14 protein-coding genes are annotated in these 14,026 nt (G+C 54.4%); 4 read left to right on the forward strand and 10 right to left on the reverse strand.

Annotated features, from left to right (window positions below; genetic code table 11):
• Nucleotides 1-15 precede the first annotated feature (15 nt).
• A complete protein-coding gene (locus tag NEA10_RS06850; RefSeq protein ID WP_252664587.1) occupies nt 16-531 on the forward strand; it encodes a hydrogenase maturation protease in 516 nt (171 codons plus the stop codon).
• Here the strand turns inward: NEA10_RS06850 and NEA10_RS06855 are convergent.
• Together NEA10_RS06855 and NEA10_RS06860 are read right to left on the reverse strand one after the other, a co-directional pair.
• Nucleotides 443-1,147 (reverse strand): YdcF family protein, encoded by a 705-nt coding sequence (locus tag NEA10_RS06855; protein ID WP_252664588.1) that lies wholly within the window; start codon nt 1,145-1,147, stop codon nt 443-445. The two genes, NEA10_RS06850 and NEA10_RS06855, sit on opposite strands and share 89 nt — an antisense overlap.
• A gap of 34 nt (nt 1,148-1,181) precedes the next feature.
• A complete protein-coding gene (locus NEA10_RS06860; protein ID WP_252664589.1) occupies nt 1,182-1,958 on the reverse strand; it encodes a hypothetical protein in 777 nt (258 codons plus the stop codon).
• Between the two features lie 200 nt (nt 1,959-2,158).
• Between NEA10_RS06860 and NEA10_RS06865 the strand changes: the two genes are divergently transcribed.
• Nucleotides 2,159-3,475 carry a S41 family peptidase gene (locus tag NEA10_RS06865; protein ID WP_252664590.1) on the forward strand — a complete coding sequence of 439 codons (1,317 nt, stop codon included), beginning with the start codon at nt 2,159-2,161 and terminating at the stop codon, nt 3,473-3,475.
• Nucleotides 3,476-3,691: 216 nt separating this feature from the next.
• Here NEA10_RS06865 and psb28 read toward each other — a convergent pair whose 3' ends face one another.
• The 8 genes from psb28 to NEA10_RS06905 all read right to left on the reverse strand — a co-directional run bounded on the left by psb28 (nt 3,692) and on the right by NEA10_RS06905 (nt 11,206).
• Nucleotides 3,692-4,027, reverse strand: a complete 336-nt coding sequence (psb28, locus tag NEA10_RS06870; protein WP_252664591.1) for a photosystem II reaction center protein Psb28 — start codon at nt 4,025-4,027, stop codon at nt 3,692-3,694.
• Nucleotides 4,028-4,228: 201 nt separating this feature from the next.
• Nucleotides 4,229-6,241: a tetratricopeptide repeat protein gene (locus NEA10_RS06875; RefSeq protein WP_252664592.1), complete on the reverse strand. Its 2,013-nt coding sequence runs from the start codon at nt 6,239-6,241 to the stop codon at nt 4,229-4,231.
• A gap of 102 nt (nt 6,242-6,343) precedes the next feature.
• Complete coding sequence (locus NEA10_RS06880) at nt 6,344-8,047, reverse strand: GH3 auxin-responsive promoter family protein (RefSeq protein WP_252664593.1); 1,704 nt, start codon at nt 8,045-8,047, stop codon at nt 6,344-6,346.
• Between the two features lie 61 nt (nt 8,048-8,108).
• Nucleotides 8,109-8,933 (reverse strand): lysophospholipid acyltransferase family protein, encoded by an 825-nt coding sequence (locus NEA10_RS06885; RefSeq protein ID WP_252664594.1) that lies wholly within the window; start codon nt 8,931-8,933, stop codon nt 8,109-8,111.
• A 122-nt stretch (nt 8,934-9,055) separates the two neighbouring features.
• Nucleotides 9,056-9,562, reverse strand: coding sequence for a tRNA adenosine(34) deaminase TadA (tadA, locus tag NEA10_RS06890; protein ID WP_252664595.1), 507 nt, complete (start codon nt 9,560-9,562; stop codon nt 9,056-9,058).
• Complete coding sequence (locus NEA10_RS06895) at nt 9,559-10,248, reverse strand: helix-turn-helix domain-containing protein (RefSeq protein ID WP_252664596.1); 690 nt, start codon at nt 10,246-10,248, stop codon at nt 9,559-9,561. Before NEA10_RS06895 ends, tadA begins: the two co-directional genes overlap by 4 nt.
• Before the next feature lie 26 nt (nt 10,249-10,274).
• The gene (locus tag NEA10_RS06900; protein WP_309494765.1) at nt 10,275-10,745 is read right to left on the reverse strand and encodes a Dps family protein; all 471 of its coding nucleotides are present in this window, start codon (nt 10,743-10,745) and stop codon (nt 10,275-10,277) included.
• 200 nt (nt 10,746-10,945) lie between these two features.
• The gene (locus tag NEA10_RS06905) at nt 10,946-11,206 is read right to left on the reverse strand and encodes a ParB N-terminal domain-containing protein (protein WP_252664598.1); all 261 of its coding nucleotides are present in this window, start codon (nt 11,204-11,206) and stop codon (nt 10,946-10,948) included.
• Between the two features lie 260 nt (nt 11,207-11,466).
• Here NEA10_RS06905 and NEA10_RS06910 point away from each other — a divergent pair, with 260 nt between their 5' ends.
• Nucleotides 11,467-11,583 (forward strand): photosystem II reaction center protein I, encoded by a 117-nt coding sequence (locus NEA10_RS06910; RefSeq protein ID WP_252664599.1) that lies wholly within the window; start codon nt 11,467-11,469, stop codon nt 11,581-11,583.
• 231 nt (nt 11,584-11,814) lie between these two features.
• Nucleotides 11,815-14,007, forward strand: coding sequence for a DUF3769 domain-containing protein (locus NEA10_RS06915; RefSeq protein WP_252664600.1), 2,193 nt, complete (start codon nt 11,815-11,817; stop codon nt 14,005-14,007).
• Nucleotides 14,008-14,026 lie beyond the last annotated feature (19 nt).

Consider the following 14,026-nt stretch of genomic DNA (forward strand, 5'->3'; position numbering starts at 1 on the left):
GGGGTTGGTTGGGCTATGGCTGAGATGTCTTGGTTGGTGGTGGGATATGGGAGTTTGTTGCGCTCCGATGATGGGGTGGGACAACGAATTGCGGCGGCGGTGGCGGAGTGGGATTTGCCTGGGGTGCGATCGCTGCCTCAGCATCAGTTAACGCCGGAATTGGCGATCGCTTTGTCTGAGGTCGATCAGGTTCTGTTTGTGGATGCGGCGGTTTCGGGAACTGGGGTTGAGATTCATCCGGTGACCTCCGAGGGCCAAGGGTCTGGGATGGGACATTCTCTGACTCCGGCGACGTTGCTGGGGATGAGTCAATGGCTGTATGATCATTGTCCTCAAGCTTGGTTGATGTCGATTCCTGGGGAGGATTTTGGTCTGGGTGAGGGGTTATCTGAGTTAGTTGAGGGGAGAATGGAACAGGCCCTGGATCTGCTTCCGGATTGGTTTAAGGCTCCAAGTCAACTTGGCCCTGATGTTCGCAACTCACCTCTTGAAGGTTCCAGTTCTTTAAATCAACCTCGCTTAGATGAATGAGGGTTTGACAGGAGGGACGATAGACGTGACTGATGAGGGCCCAAAGTCCGGCCCGAGTCACGTCTAAAATAGTTTTCAGTCGAGTTTCCTGGTTTCCGGGGGTGCCCGTCTCTGGAACAATGTTCGCGTCCACCCAAATTCCTTGAGCGCCTAGGATGATTTTGGCCATCCAAATGGCTCGGGGGAGATGACTGTCGGAGGTCATCAGTTCCAGATGATGGATGTGCCAACGTTTGAGAATCGGCGCACTGTAGAAGAAGTTGTAAAAGGTGGAATGGGCGCAGTCTTCGAGCCAGACGTTCTCCATGGAGACCTGGTTACGCTCGAAGATAGCATAAATGCAGGGTGGCTCAGACCCGGCTGAGATGAGGATGGGAATTTGGGGATGCGATCGCCGGTAGTCGGCACTGTACATTTCTCGGCGAATACTTCCTCCGAGAACTAAGACCCCATCGGTGGGATGGTGACGATGACTCAGGGCTCGTAGGGTTTGCACTCCCGTGACAAGGGTCAAGGCTAATATTAGCCCGAGTATGATATGGCGGACCTGTCGCCATCGGCCCCGTCGGCTAAACCATCTTGTAACCTGCTTCAGTTTGGGCTGGGGTTTAGACATAGTGGGGTCTTAATTTACTATTGCTGATGACTCATTAGTTACCCGGGGGGCGAAATTCTATGGAGCCGTCGTCTCGTCGAATGACCTCGGCACCTAGGGCTTCTAATTCGGCGATCGCCCGCTCTTGGACGGTCTCGTCGGTGGCGTTAAAGAAAACATCTTGCCAGCCAATGAAGCGAGCCTGGAGACTGTCGGGATTGTCCCGCAGCCATTGGGCGGTTCGGCGATAATAGGGGGCAAAACTGGCATAGGTTTCTGTGGCGGCGGCTAGGTCGGCGGCCCGTTCGTAGGCGGCGATCGCACCGGGAATATCGCCGAGAAGCAGGAACCGATCTAGGGCTTTGAGGAGGGCTAACACAAAGACGTTTTCCTGAATATCTGGGGTGATGGCTTCAAGACCGCGCTCAAGTAATTCTATACTTTTTAGGGGTTCGCCTTGGCAATAGGAGACCCCTCCTGGGACAAAAATATAGGGGATAAAAAACCGGGGATCTCGTTGGGTCACTTGATCGAGATAGACGGAGTTAAGACGACAGCCGGTGATGTCTCGGGCATCCTGATTGCCGAAGTATTGCAGGTATTGTAGAAATATCCAGCTGGCAATGGCATTGTCAAAGCCGAAACTGGGCAACTGTTCGAGAACGGCCAGTTGCAGTTCTAAGCGTTGTTCTTCCTGAACCGGCTCGGGTTGCTCGTACATCACCTGTTCAAGGCGGCCCCATTGCAGACCGACGGCGGCCATAGCTCCCAGAGTCGCGGTGATTAAACTGACTCGGGTGGCGTTCCAAGTAGACAGGGGTTGAACCGTCATAGCCGTTGTTTTACTTGCAAAGTCTCCCTTCTAGGATAGATCAGGCCGCAATTGTGATCGCAAACACCGTTAAAACCGCTTAAAAGTAGCTACAGTGGTTCCTAGGTCAACGTTCAGATGGTTATCAGCATCCCCAAGAGCCACCCCTTGAATCCCGCTTAGCTCCGTTATCGTTTTTCTTCCCCCCCCCCCTGAAGCGCATGAATCGTCCTCAGCCTATTGTTCAACCTCTGACCCTGGTCAGCACTGTCGTTTTCACCACTGCCGTTTCTCTGCTCAATCCTCTCTCGAGTCGTACCAGTCAGGCGGCGAGCTTTGAGGATAGTCCTAAAGCCGTTTTGGATGAGGCCTGGCAGATTGTAAATCGTGATTATGTCGATGACACCTTTCGTCAAATCGATTGGCAACAGGTGCGTGAGGAACTTCTCGGACAGGAGTACAGTTCCCGAGAACAGGCCTATGCGGCGCTCCGTCGTGCCTTGGCCCGCTTAGATGACCCCTACACTCGGTTTTTAGACCCTGAAGCCTTTGAGGCGCTGAATGAGCAAACCTCGGGGGAACTCTCGGGGGTTGGCTTACGCCTGGAACGGGATAATGAACGGCAGTCTCTCTCGATTGTGGAACCGATCCCCAATTCTCCAGCGAGTCGTGAGGGAATTCGTGAGGGCGATCGCATTTTGGCGATTGATGGGAATTCAACGCGCCATATGGATGTGGATGATGCCTCGCAGCGGATTCGTGGCACGGTGGGAACGCCGGTGACCCTAAGAATTCAACGGGGAGAGCGGGAGTTTGATGTGACCTTGGTTCGCAGTCGCATTGAATTACCGGCGGTTCATCATAGTCTCAGTTTGGAGGGAGAAACTCGGGTGGGATATATTCGCCTGAGTGAGTTTAGTTCCCATGCTCATGAGCAGATGTATCGCGCGATTGAAGAGTTGAAAAAGGAGGGGGTGGATGCCTTTGTCCTAGATTTACGGGGCAATCCGGGGGGATTATTGAGTGTGAGTATTCAGATTGCCCGGATGTGGTTGAATGAGGGGGCGATCGTCAGTACGGTGGATCGCCATGGCCGTGTGGATGCCATTGAGGCTACTCGCACCGCGTTGACGGATTTACCGTTAGCGGTTTTGGTGGATCGTAACTCTGCTAGTGCCAGTGAGATTGTGGCGGGGGCCCTGCAAGATAATGGACGCGCCACGATTATCGGGACTCAGACCTTTGGTAAGGCGTTGGTGCAATCGGTCAATTCTCTATCTGATGGATCGGGGTTGGCGGTGACGGTAGCCCATTACTTTACCCCCAATGGTACGGATATTAGTGAAAATGGCATTCGCCCCGATACTCGTGTGGAGATGACACGGGATCAGCAATTGCTGTTAAGTCGCGAGGGCCATCGTCGGGGAACGTCGGCAGACCCTGTCTATTCTCGCGCCGTTGATTTGTTCCAGCGAGAGGCTCCCATTGCCACGAGCAATGGTGCTGAGATGAAGGTTCTGGACTTGAAACGCCCCTAGGTTGACCTATGGCGATGGCTAGTACTGCGATCGCCATAAGTCATCGGATATCCAGATCTACTGAAAACCGGGGGATGAGTAGGGATGTCTCGCGGCCCGGTTTTCGGTGTTGACTGCACGCCGATTGAACGCCTTAAACAGCAATGTTTTTTAAAGGATTTTGATATCTAGTTTTGGCTAAGACATCGACTTTTGAATTAGCCCTAGATGACCGAGTTAGGCTTTAGAAAACCCAAGTCCATTTTCTTCGGCATACCGTTCCATGAAACGCATAAAGCGATCCCATTCTTTTTCTGATTTAATGGGGTAGATGGCTTCAACGGCTTCAGCTTGACCGTTGACAAACTTACCTTTGACTTCCCGAGTCACCATTTCTCCTTCTTCATCAATCAGGTACATTCCTGTGATTTCTTCACCAAATTCAGGGTCAAGAGCTTGGGGATTTTGGAAGTAAAAAATAGCCCGCCCGTTGCTACCATCTTTGGAGCGGGTGAGCCGAACGTCGGGGACTACTTCTTCTTTAACACCTTTGGCAAATTCGATACGAGCCATAAGCTTCACCATATAGGAAACATCGGCTTCAACTTAGCACAGGTCGGGACGTGGGGGAAAGAAGGGAGGAGGGAAGGGGCAAGAGGGGAACCACAGAGTCACGGAGGACACAGAGGACAAACCCGAGATGGATTCTCCCCTATTGCCTATTGGCTATTGCCCTCTGTTCCCTGTTCCCTGTTCCCTGTTCCCCGTTCACCTCTACAACCGCCCCATAATTTCAGGCAGCAAGGTGGCGGGAACTCGGTTGAAGGCTTTGGATTGAGCGGTCATGCCGCCGAGGTCGTAACAGGCTCGTAAGGTGCGTACGATCGCATCTTCGGCGGCTTTTTGGCGCTGGGGTTGCGATCGCCAGCCGTTGAAGGCAATCAGATGCTCGTCTAAGGCGGCTTCGATTTCTTTGAGCCGTTGTTGAGGGTCACAGTGGGGATGCATCCCCAGGTAGTAATGGGTTAGACCGAGATTATTATGGGTGGCATGGAGGTCGAAACTAAGGCTGGTTTGAGATTGGGCGACATTGATAGCGGTTTGGTAGGAGGTGATGGCTTGCTGTAACACCTCTAGGGCCTGGTCTGGGGGGGATTGTTGGGCTAGATGCCAGTAGGCGGTTCCCAGGTTGTTTTGGGTGGCGGCACAACCGGCGGGGAATCGCTCGGGGGTGCGGTAGAGGAGGGCTTCTTGATAGGCGGTAATGGCCCGTTGCAACATATCTACGGATTTACCGGAGTCGGAGAGGGTCCAGTAGGCGGTTCCTAGGTTACTTTGCAACATGGCATAGGTCATGTCATCGCGATCGCGGGTGTAATAGGTTAAGGCGGCTTCATAGGCGCGGATGGCTCGCTGTAGGTAGGGTTTGGGGTTGGTGAATTGACCCAGACTCCAATAGGCGGTGCCGAGATTGTTCTGAATTGAGGCGATTTGGGCCTGACCTGAGGGATGGTTGGCTTGGCTCTGGGAATGGGTCAGGGCGGCTTCAAAGGCATGGATGGCTTGTTGCCAATCGTCTGCTTGCTGGCGGCTACGGCCGATGTCAGACCAGACTGAGCCTAGGTTGTGATATAGGGTGGCTTCGACGTCGGGTTTGGTAATTGGGGTGAGGCTGGCAATGGCCTCTTGATAGGCGTTAACGCTGGCTTCTAGGGCCGGGAGACGGCGATTGGGATGCTCATGGCGGCCGAGGAGCCAATGGAGGGTTCCTAAATCGTTAAAGGTGGCTAGGAGTCGGCCAGGCTCGTTTGGGGGGGTTATACGCCAAATTTGCAGGGCTTGTTCGTAGGCGGCGATGCCGGTGCGGGCGCATTTAATCAGGTCACAGTCTTGTTGTAGGCGATCGCGGTAGAGGTTGCCTAAGTCTTGATATTGAATTCCCAGGCGATCGCTGTGGCCCCCCAGGCGATAGGATTGCTCAATCTGTTGCAGCCGTTCTAAGGGACGACTTCCGGGTAATTCATCTTGGGTAATGGTGACCAGTTGCACTAAGGATTTGGGCACTGACTGCCAATCCGGGGTACTGGAGGGAGAGATGGTGAGGGTGTCCTGGGGAGGCAGGGGGGCTTGGCTCGCTGCTTCAGAGACGGATGTAGAGATGAGCGGGGGTTTTTTAGCTGGAGCCTGGGAGGGAGGCTGGGAGCGAGGCTGAGGGGGATAATGGCTAGGGAGGGGTTCACTACAAAATTCAAAGACTCCGGTGCAGGAACGCCAAAATTCTGGGGCGGATTGCTGAATTTGGTGCAGCCAAGGACGAGAAATCCAAAAGACTAAACTGCCGAGGGTGTCGGAGGGGCTTTCGTGTTCGATGCGTAATAACTGTCGGGGAATGTCCCGCAGTTGGCGCAGAAATGACCATTGTAAATTGGCCGATTGACGAGTGAGTTCGGCAATGCCCAACAATTGGACACAGATACCTTGGCTTAGGGTTCTGTGCTGGGCTAATCCTTGGCGAATTTGCTCGGATACCTCTAGTTTTGACGGTGAGAGTTGTAGATTGACCAGATGGGTCGAAGGGTTTAAATCTGCGTCGGTTTGTAGGGCGATCGCCAACTCGCTGCCTTGGCTTTGGTCATCGCAGACGGCTAGAAAGATTTGCCGACGTAATCCGAGGGCGATCGCCAGTTTAAGGCGCTGGTACACCTGTTGATTCCAATGGGATGGCTCCGGTGAGGTGACTCCCGAAGCCATCGCTGAACTCACGGAGAGGGCAAGAGGCACAGACATAAACAGGTTTAAAGAAAAAAGTGATTGCCAAGACGATTGCACCGGCTAATCCTTATTTCATGGCCCTGACTCTTGACTCAGGATAGTCTCTGGCCAAGATAATTAAACATCTTGGGGGGTTAATTGGCGATCCTCCGGTAGTCTCACCTCTTGGGAAAGGGGCAGGTTGGCTAAAAACTCTCGGTCTTCGGTCAAATGGGGGAATTTTAACTGGGAATCGGGAATGCCCCGCTCTACTTGTTCCTGTCGTAGAATGTCATAACTTCCGGGTTTTAAGAGTCGCAAGCGCGGTGGGGGAATATCACTACCCCGTGAGATTTGATAATGGGTGTTTTCGGCGGCTAGCTGGTCATCAAAACGGCGCAAGAATGTAACGGGATCACTGAGGGTGTCTCCAGGGGCTAGTTCGACGTTGACAAGATAGCGGGCTGGAAATTCATCGGGGGAGAGGGTTAGGCAAAAGTCCTCGAAGCGCACGTTAAATTCGGCTTGCAGGCTATCCATGACTCGGGTGGCGTGGTCTTCGGTGGTTTTCTCGGTGGTGGAGGACATCATGCCCCCGGTTCGATGTTTGAAGACAATCAGGGGGGCTTGGTTATAGAAGCCGACCACTTCTACGACGTCGCCAATGTCATAGCGGAAAAAGCCTCCATAGCTACTGAGGAGAATGCGATAGCGATCGCCCACGGTGACCTCCCGAGGAAGCAGGGTTTGTGGCTGTTCGACCTGCCATTGGTCTTCGGGGATAAACTCGAAAAATCCCGTTTCTAGGGATAGGACGCTCCCGTCTGTGTCGACATCGGGATAAATGCTAAATGTCCCTTCGGCGGAGGAGAAGACGGCGCCAAAGATGGGGCGATCGCCAAAGTATTCGGGAAAGCGGCGGAAGTAAAAGTCGGAGGTTCCTCCTCGGGCGGCGGTGACGAAAAAGGACTCGGGCCAGACGCTTTTGGGGGTGAGTCGTCCTTCGTTTTCCAGCACCTGACGCAGTTGGGCGGCGCGTTTGGGGTTGGCAATGAGGAGGGACTCTAGGGTGGCGCGTAACTCGGGTTCTAGGGGCAGCCAGGAGGCGATGGTTCCCTGTTCGATGTCTTGGATCATCTCTGGGCCGTAGCGTTCGAGATAGTTACACATCCGCAGAATCAACATGGGGAAGTTGGCAATCATCCCTCGGGTGGTGCGATCGCTCAGGGCGAAGAGAATGGCGACGTAATGGCGGGCGACGCTGTCGGCGGGGAGTAGGGTTTCAAAGGGATTAGCGAAGAGGATTTTATAGAGTCGCTCATCCATGCGCATCACCCCCACACTGGCGGGGCCATAGTTAATGCCCCCTTCGGTGGTTCCCCACATAAGGGCGGAGTTGGTGAGGAGGAGTTTACCGAATTTTAAGCCGCGACGTTTTAGGGCTTGTTGCACAAACCCCATGCTGGTGAGGTTGGCCCGACGTAACACACTTTGAGATTTACGACTGGTGGGGATGAGTTTTTTCTTGCCGGTCGAGCCACTGGTTAGGGTGATGTAGACGACGGGATCGGGGAGGAGGACGTTGGGTTCTCCCTGGGCGACTCGTTCGATGTAGGGTTCGTAGCTGGCATAGGGCAGAATGGGCATTTTTTGCCGAAATTCCGCGACGGAGTTGATGGTAGAAAATTCGTGGTCTTTGCCAAATTCTGTGTTTTGATAGTCTCGTAATAGGTTCAGTAAGAACTGTTCTTGAACGGGGTCTAAGTTACGAGTTTTCTGAATGAATCGTTCTCGAAAAAAGCGGGTGATTAGGCTAATCAAAAGGAGGGTCGGATTTGCCATGTTTTAGGAAAGGCTCAAAAAACTCGATTATTATATCGCAAGGACTGCGACAGACAAGGGGTTATTGGCTTAGGGGCTGGTGAAGGTCAACGAGGGCCGATTTGACGCGGGTCATGAGAGCTTTGGCGGCTTGTTTGGAACTGCCGTCGTTAAGATAGGGTTGGACGGCGATCGCCTCCCCGATCTCGATGGAGACATCACAGCGGAAGCTAGGGGTTCCGCTGCTGTAGCGCAGGCTGATGGGGACAATATGGAGTCGTGAATTCCCCGAGGCTAGATCTGAGGGGCGATCGCTGCGGGCGGCTTGAACGGCTAAACGCCCTAAGCCGGGTTTCATGGGATACACCTGTTCAGGGTCGGGTTGGGACGGTTCGCGGTTGCGTTTGATAAAAAAGATGTTCCCCTCGGGGAAAATCACTAGCATGTGTTGTTTCCGCAGTAATTCTAAGCCATGGCGCAAACTGCCGATGCCGGCCCGACCTAAATCGACGGGAAAAGCTCCTAAACGACGTACCAAAAGCCCTTGTAAGCCTTCGGTTTCATTGGCAGAGGTCATGAAATGAGGATGTTTCCCGGTGACGGGATAACCGGCTGAATGGGCGACGAGGATGGGGTCCCAACGGGAGCGGTGGGTTGGGGCGAGGATGATGGCCCCGGACTGGGGTAGGTGCTGCTGGCCTTGGATCTGGATGTGACGGAAGTACAGAGGAAGGACTAGATAGCGGGCGAGGGGGTAGAGGATGGCGGTGAGCCAGGGGGAAACTTTGGAGGAGACGGAGGTGGAGCGAACCGGAGAAGACATGGAGTTTCGGGAGGCGACGTGGTTGGAGATGGTGTTGACTGGCGCCTGGGTATCCGGTTTGGGGGAGGGATGAAGCTGAGTCATAGGTGGGAGAGGTAACGACAGAGGGGAGTCGGAGCCAGGTTCTGGGAACCACTCGGGTTGAGAGCGTTGAAAACTGAGTTATTTTCAAGCTACGGGCATCTGGCCAGGAGATGCGTTGAGACTCAGCCAGTTTGTTGGGCTGTCTGAGGGGCAAGGTTCAGTTGACGACGTTGGGCAAACCAGGTTTGTAATTGATGACGGCAGGCTTGCTCCAGAATACCACCGACGACTTGGGGGCTATGGTTGGAAACGGCACTATTGGGAAGATTGACGACGGTGCGGATAGCGCCGGTTTTAGGGTCGTCAGCGCCGTAGATGAGTTGGCTAATGCGAGATTGCACGATCGCCCCGGCACACATGGGGCAGGGTTCGAGGGTGACGTACAGGCGACAGCCCTGGAGATGCCAACTATTGAGGCGGTGGCCGGCTTCTCGGAGGGCTAGGACTTCGGCGTGGGCGGTGGGGTCGCGATCGCGCTCTTTGCGATTGCTGGCACTGGCAATGAGTTGGTTATGGGCATCGACGACCAGGGCCCCGACGGGAATTTCTCCCTCTTCTCCAGCCTGTTGGGCTAGGTTGAGGGCGTATTGCATCCATTGTCGATGCTGCTGGAGTTCGTTGAGGCTCATGGTTGACCGGGGTGAGGGGGCAAGGGGTCAACTTGGGCCCGCCAGAGAAGATGCTCGCGGTGATAGTAGCCGCGATGGGTGATGCGGACGCGATCGCCGGGGGTTGCGGTTCCCTGTTTCAGTTGATGTTGCTGGGGGTTATAGGGGACAATCGCCTGAACGTCGCCAATGGGAATTAGCCCCCAATCCTCAAATAACTGTTCCACGGGACGGATGAGGGGCAAAAGATTTTTAGCAGGAAGCTGCGGATTTTGCTGAACCATGGCGGCGGCGGTGTACCAAAAGCGCAAAAAGGACTCCAGGCGCTCCAGACTCTCCCGCTGAAACTCCTGTCGTAGGTGTTGCGATTGTTGGTTCAGTTGACGTTGCAACCGTTGATACTCCTGTTTGAGGGACTCCCGCTCCTCATCAGAGTGACTGGGTTGAGCCGCTGCTGGGTTTGGCTCTCGCTCTAGGACTGCGACGAACTGACTGGGACTTAGGTTCAATGCCTGACTCAGTTGGCAGAGAACTCCCCAACGTAGGTTTGAGAGGGCCCCGGTTCGTACTTGTCGTACCTGCCATTGGGAGACGCCGGCGCGGCGGCTGAGTTCCCGAAAACTGGAAATGCCCGCCTGGGCCATAAGGGCCCGCAGGCGGTCAGTTCGATGGGTGGCGGATTCAGGGGGAGTTTGAAGTCTGGTCATCCGTCAGGGAATTGGCTGATTGGGCCTTAGCCTTCGAGGAGGCTACGCAACATCCAGGCGGTTTTCTCGTGGATTTGCATCCGTTGGGTGATGAGGTCGGCGGTAGGTTCGTCGTTGGCGTCTTCAACGAGGGGGAAGAGGCTACGAGCGGTGCGCACGACGGCTTCTTGGGCTTTCACCAGTTGTTCAATCATCTCTTTGGCGGAAGGAACGCCGTCGGGTTCTTCGATGGAGGTGAGTTTGGCGTACTGGCTATAGGTTCCGGGGGCGGCGTAGCCGAGGGTGCGGATGCGTTCGGCAATTTCATCGACGGCGGTGGCCAGTTCGGTGTATTGCTGCTCGAACATGGTGTGAAGGGTTTGGAACATGGGGCCCGTCACGTTCCAATGGAAGTTGTGGGTGGTGAGGTAGAGGGTGTAGGTATCAGCCAGGAGGCGAGAGAGTCCTTCGGCAATGGCTTTGCGGGATGTCTCGTCGATACCGATTTCGATGGGCATGGTGGGCATAAGGTTGAGTAGGCTCCTAACGATGGGTTAACGGAAAGGGTCGAGGTGAGGGGAAGAAATTCCCGGGTTTTAGGCATTACACCTAAAGTCCCTCCTCGTTCAAAGTGTATCCAATTTGGGGGGAGACTGTCTCTATCAAAGGTGGGAAGCACAAGGCTCGGGGGACTATCGATAGAGGGAGAGTGGCCCTGTTAAGCCAGGTGCATTTGTAAGACGGCTTTGGGGGCGCGACGCACTCGGCAACGAATGGTTTGATGGCCGAGTCGTTGACAGGCTTCGTAACGATGACAGCCGGAAAATCCGTAATATTGTCCCTCCACTTCCAGAACCTCGATGGGTTCCTGAAGACCTATTTCGGCAATGGAGTCCATGAGAGCCTTGACTTTCTTGGGGTCGTTGGCCCGAGGCAGGGGACGGCGAATCTGGGAAATGGGGATGTCTTCGAGTCTCATGATGACTAGCCCGTCCGGGGATAAGGCTAAGGGGATTTGTCAGGAGATTTACAGATTTACAGGGGATGACCTCAAATCTTGATGGTTGCTCTTAAATTGTACTCATAATGAGTATGAATTGTCAAGATATGGGGAGTGAGTTTGGCGATCGCCAGTGGGAACGGGCAAATTAACGGTAAGATGGAATACGGTTTTAGTGCGGTAGGCGCGATCGCGACCGGCCGTCAAAAGTATTTTTGTAAATCCCTCGGAGTTCAATCATGGTAGCCCTTAAAATCGTCGTTTACGCTGTTGTCGCCTTTTTCGTGCTCTTGTTTGTCTTTGGATTCCTCTCCAGTGATCCGGCTCGTAACCCCGGTCGCCGGGATGTTGAGTAGAGATTTAGGCAAAACTGGCATGAATCACGCTCACGTGGATTGAAGAGATACAGCAGAGGTGGGGTGCGGGTTACTCGCACCCCCCTTGCTGTCTGGGGACCTGAGCCGGTACTCTGGTCAACGCATCTGCCATGAGCCGCTTGGCTTGCGACCCCCCCCTGCTATCTGTGTTATGACCTCTGTGCCTTTCGTCAGATGATCTATCCGGCGTATCCGCCCCCCCCACCTCCGATGGTTGATGTTGTGAGTCAGGAACACCTGCAATCATCGGATTCTGCTGAGTTTTTGCCGATGTTGTCCCCTATGGAGGGGGAAATGCTGGGCCTGGCCGGGGAAGGATCGGCGATCGCTCCGCCAGAGTTGAGTCCAGATGTCCATTCTGAGTTAGGTTTGAAGTCCCTAGGTGGGGAGAGTTTGATGGTGGAAGCTGAGATTGAGGTCAGCGAGGAGGTTAGTCCCCTGGAGTGGGTGCCGGAGAAACCCCTGGCTCAAGGGACTCCTGAGGCGACCCCTGAGGTGAATGGGCAAACTCTACAGGAACCCCTGGAATTGGAAACGCCGATTGAAGTAACGGCGGATTACCAAGAGTTTGATGTGGAACGGCAGATTTTTACGGCTGTGGGTAATGTGGTGATGCGTTACCGGGATTCAGTGCTGGATGCTGATCGCCTGGAGGTGAATCTGCTGACGCGGATGGCCCGAGCCCAGGGAAATGTGGCTCTGACGTTGCCGGGACAACTGCTGCGGGGGGAGGAGTTCCGCTATAACTTTGTGCAACAAACGGGGGAAATTCGTCAGGCCCGGGGAGAGGTGACCAGTGAAACTCGCTTGGAGAGTGCCACAGGGCAGGAGGTGGGCTTAATTGAGATGCCCGATAGTACCCTGTTGCCGGTGGCGGTGGATGCGCGAGGGCTGACGGATGCGCCTCAGAGTAATCGGATTCGGGAGCAGCAGCCGCTGCGGGTGCGTCCTGGGAGCAGTGTTGAGGTGGGGGTCGGTGGTGGCCCGGGGTTTCAGGATGCGCGAGGTGCGGGGACGATTAATAATTTCCGCTTCGAGGCGGGGGAGGTGATGTTTACCCCGGAGGGTTGGGAAGCGGAGGATGTGAGTATTACTAATGACCCTTTTTCGCCGCCGGAGTTGGAGATTCGGGCGGATCGGGCCCGCTGGCGGAGTTTGGACCCGTTGCGGGAGGAGTTGCGCCTGGAGCGGCCGCGTTTGGTGTTTGATGATAATTTTTCGATTGGGATTCCTCGACGGCGTTTTATTTTCGATCGCCGGGAACGCCAAGATCCGTTTTTTGAGATTGGCTATGATGGGCGCGATCGGGGAGGGGTGTTTCTACAGCGACGGGTTAATCTGGTGGAAACGCCGGAGTTCTCTTTGAGTGTGACGCCTCAGTATTTTGTGGAACAGGCGATTAATGAGGGCAATTTTGTCAAGTTAGATAATTTTGGGGCGGTGGTGCGGGCCCGGGGACAGTTTTCGCCGACGACGACGTTACGAGCTGATGCTGAGCTGCTGAGTCTGGATTTCGGGGAGTTTGATACGGAGGAGGATTTACGGGCCAGTGCGCGGCTGTCGCAGTTGGTTGGGGACCATACTCTGACGGGGGAATATAGTTTCCGCGATCGTCTCTTTAATGGGTCGTTGGGCTTTCAGACGGTGCATAGTAGTGTGGGGTTGGTGTTGGCGTCGCCTCAATATCTGTTAGGTTCTACGGGGATTTCTCTGAATTATCAGGTTGGGGTGAACCGGATTGAGTCGGATACGGATGATTTAAGTTTGTTGGAGCCGGTTCGGGAGAATAATCGAGTTTCTCTGACGCGCTATCAGGGGAGTGTGGTGTTGCGACGGGGGTTTACTCTTTGGCAAGGGGAGGCGTTACCGCCGACGGCGGAGGAGGGGTTACGGTACACGCCGACTCCGGTGGTTCCTTTTGTCCAGGCCTATGTGGCGGCTCGGGGCATTGCTGGGTTTTATAGTAGTGGGGATTCGGAAACGTCGTTACAGGGAACGGTGGGGGTGCTAGCGCAGTTTGGCAATTTCTCTCGTAATATTTTGGATTATACGTCGCTGAATGTGGAGTATTCGGAAACCTTGGGCTCGGGCCAGTCGCCGTTCTTCTTTGACCGCATTGTGGACCCAAGGGTGTTACGCTTGGGCTTGGTGCAACAGCTTTATGGACCGTTTCGGGCGGGGGTGCAAACGGCGATTAATTTGGATTCGGGGGAGAATTTTAGTACTAACTTTACTCTGGAATATAGTCGCCGGACCTATGGGGTTACCCTTTTTGTCAATCCACAACAGGAGATTGGGGGGTTGAGTTTACGGATTAGTGATTTTGATTGGAATGGCAATACGCGATCGTTTAGTAATCCCGAACGTTGTGCGGTGCGAGGAGGGTTACGGTGTACTCGCTAGGGTTGAGATGGTTGTTTGA

Origin of the sequence: Phormidium yuhuli AB48, assembly GCF_023983615.1 — a bacterium.
GTDB classification, from domain to species: Bacteria; Cyanobacteriota; Cyanobacteriia; order Cyanobacteriales; family Geitlerinemataceae; genus Sodalinema; species Sodalinema yuhuli.

Excerpts from the sequence above, each read along its gene's own strand:
- NEA10_RS06850 (WP_252664587.1), top strand. The coding sequence starts at position 16 with ATGGCTGAGATGTCTTGGTTGGTGGTGGGATATGGGAGTTTGTTGCGC.
- NEA10_RS06855 (WP_252664588.1), bottom strand. The coding sequence starts at position 1,147 with ATGTCTAAACCCCAGCCCAAACTGAAGCAGGTTACAAGATGGTTTAGC.
- NEA10_RS06860 (WP_252664589.1), bottom strand. The coding sequence starts at position 1,958 with ATGACGGTTCAACCCCTGTCTACTTGGAACGCCACCCGAGTCAGTTTA.
- NEA10_RS06865 (WP_252664590.1), top strand. The coding sequence starts at position 2,159 with ATGAATCGTCCTCAGCCTATTGTTCAACCTCTGACCCTGGTCAGCACT.
- psb28 (WP_252664591.1), bottom strand. The coding sequence starts at position 4,027 with ATGGCTCGTATCGAATTTGCCAAAGGTGTTAAAGAAGAAGTAGTCCCC.
- NEA10_RS06875 (WP_252664592.1), bottom strand. The coding sequence starts at position 6,241 with ATGTCTGTGCCTCTTGCCCTCTCCGTGAGTTCAGCGATGGCTTCGGGA.
- NEA10_RS06880 (WP_252664593.1), bottom strand. The coding sequence starts at position 8,047 with ATGGCAAATCCGACCCTCCTTTTGATTAGCCTAATCACCCGCTTTTTT.
- NEA10_RS06885 (WP_252664594.1), bottom strand. The coding sequence starts at position 8,933 with ATGACTCAGCTTCATCCCTCCCCCAAACCGGATACCCAGGCGCCAGTC.
- tadA (WP_252664595.1), bottom strand. The coding sequence starts at position 9,562 with ATGAGCCTCAACGAACTCCAGCAGCATCGACAATGGATGCAATACGCC.
- NEA10_RS06895 (WP_252664596.1), bottom strand. The coding sequence starts at position 10,248 with ATGACCAGACTTCAAACTCCCCCTGAATCCGCCACCCATCGAACTGAC.
- NEA10_RS06900 (WP_309494765.1), bottom strand. The coding sequence starts at position 10,745 with ATGCCCATCGAAATCGGTATCGACGAGACATCCCGCAAAGCCATTGCC.
- NEA10_RS06905 (WP_252664598.1), bottom strand. The coding sequence starts at position 11,206 with ATGAGACTCGAAGACATCCCCATTTCCCAGATTCGCCGTCCCCTGCCT.
- NEA10_RS06910 (WP_252664599.1), top strand. The coding sequence starts at position 11,467 with ATGGTAGCCCTTAAAATCGTCGTTTACGCTGTTGTCGCCTTTTTCGTG.
- NEA10_RS06915 (WP_252664600.1), top strand. The coding sequence starts at position 11,815 with ATGGTTGATGTTGTGAGTCAGGAACACCTGCAATCATCGGATTCTGCT.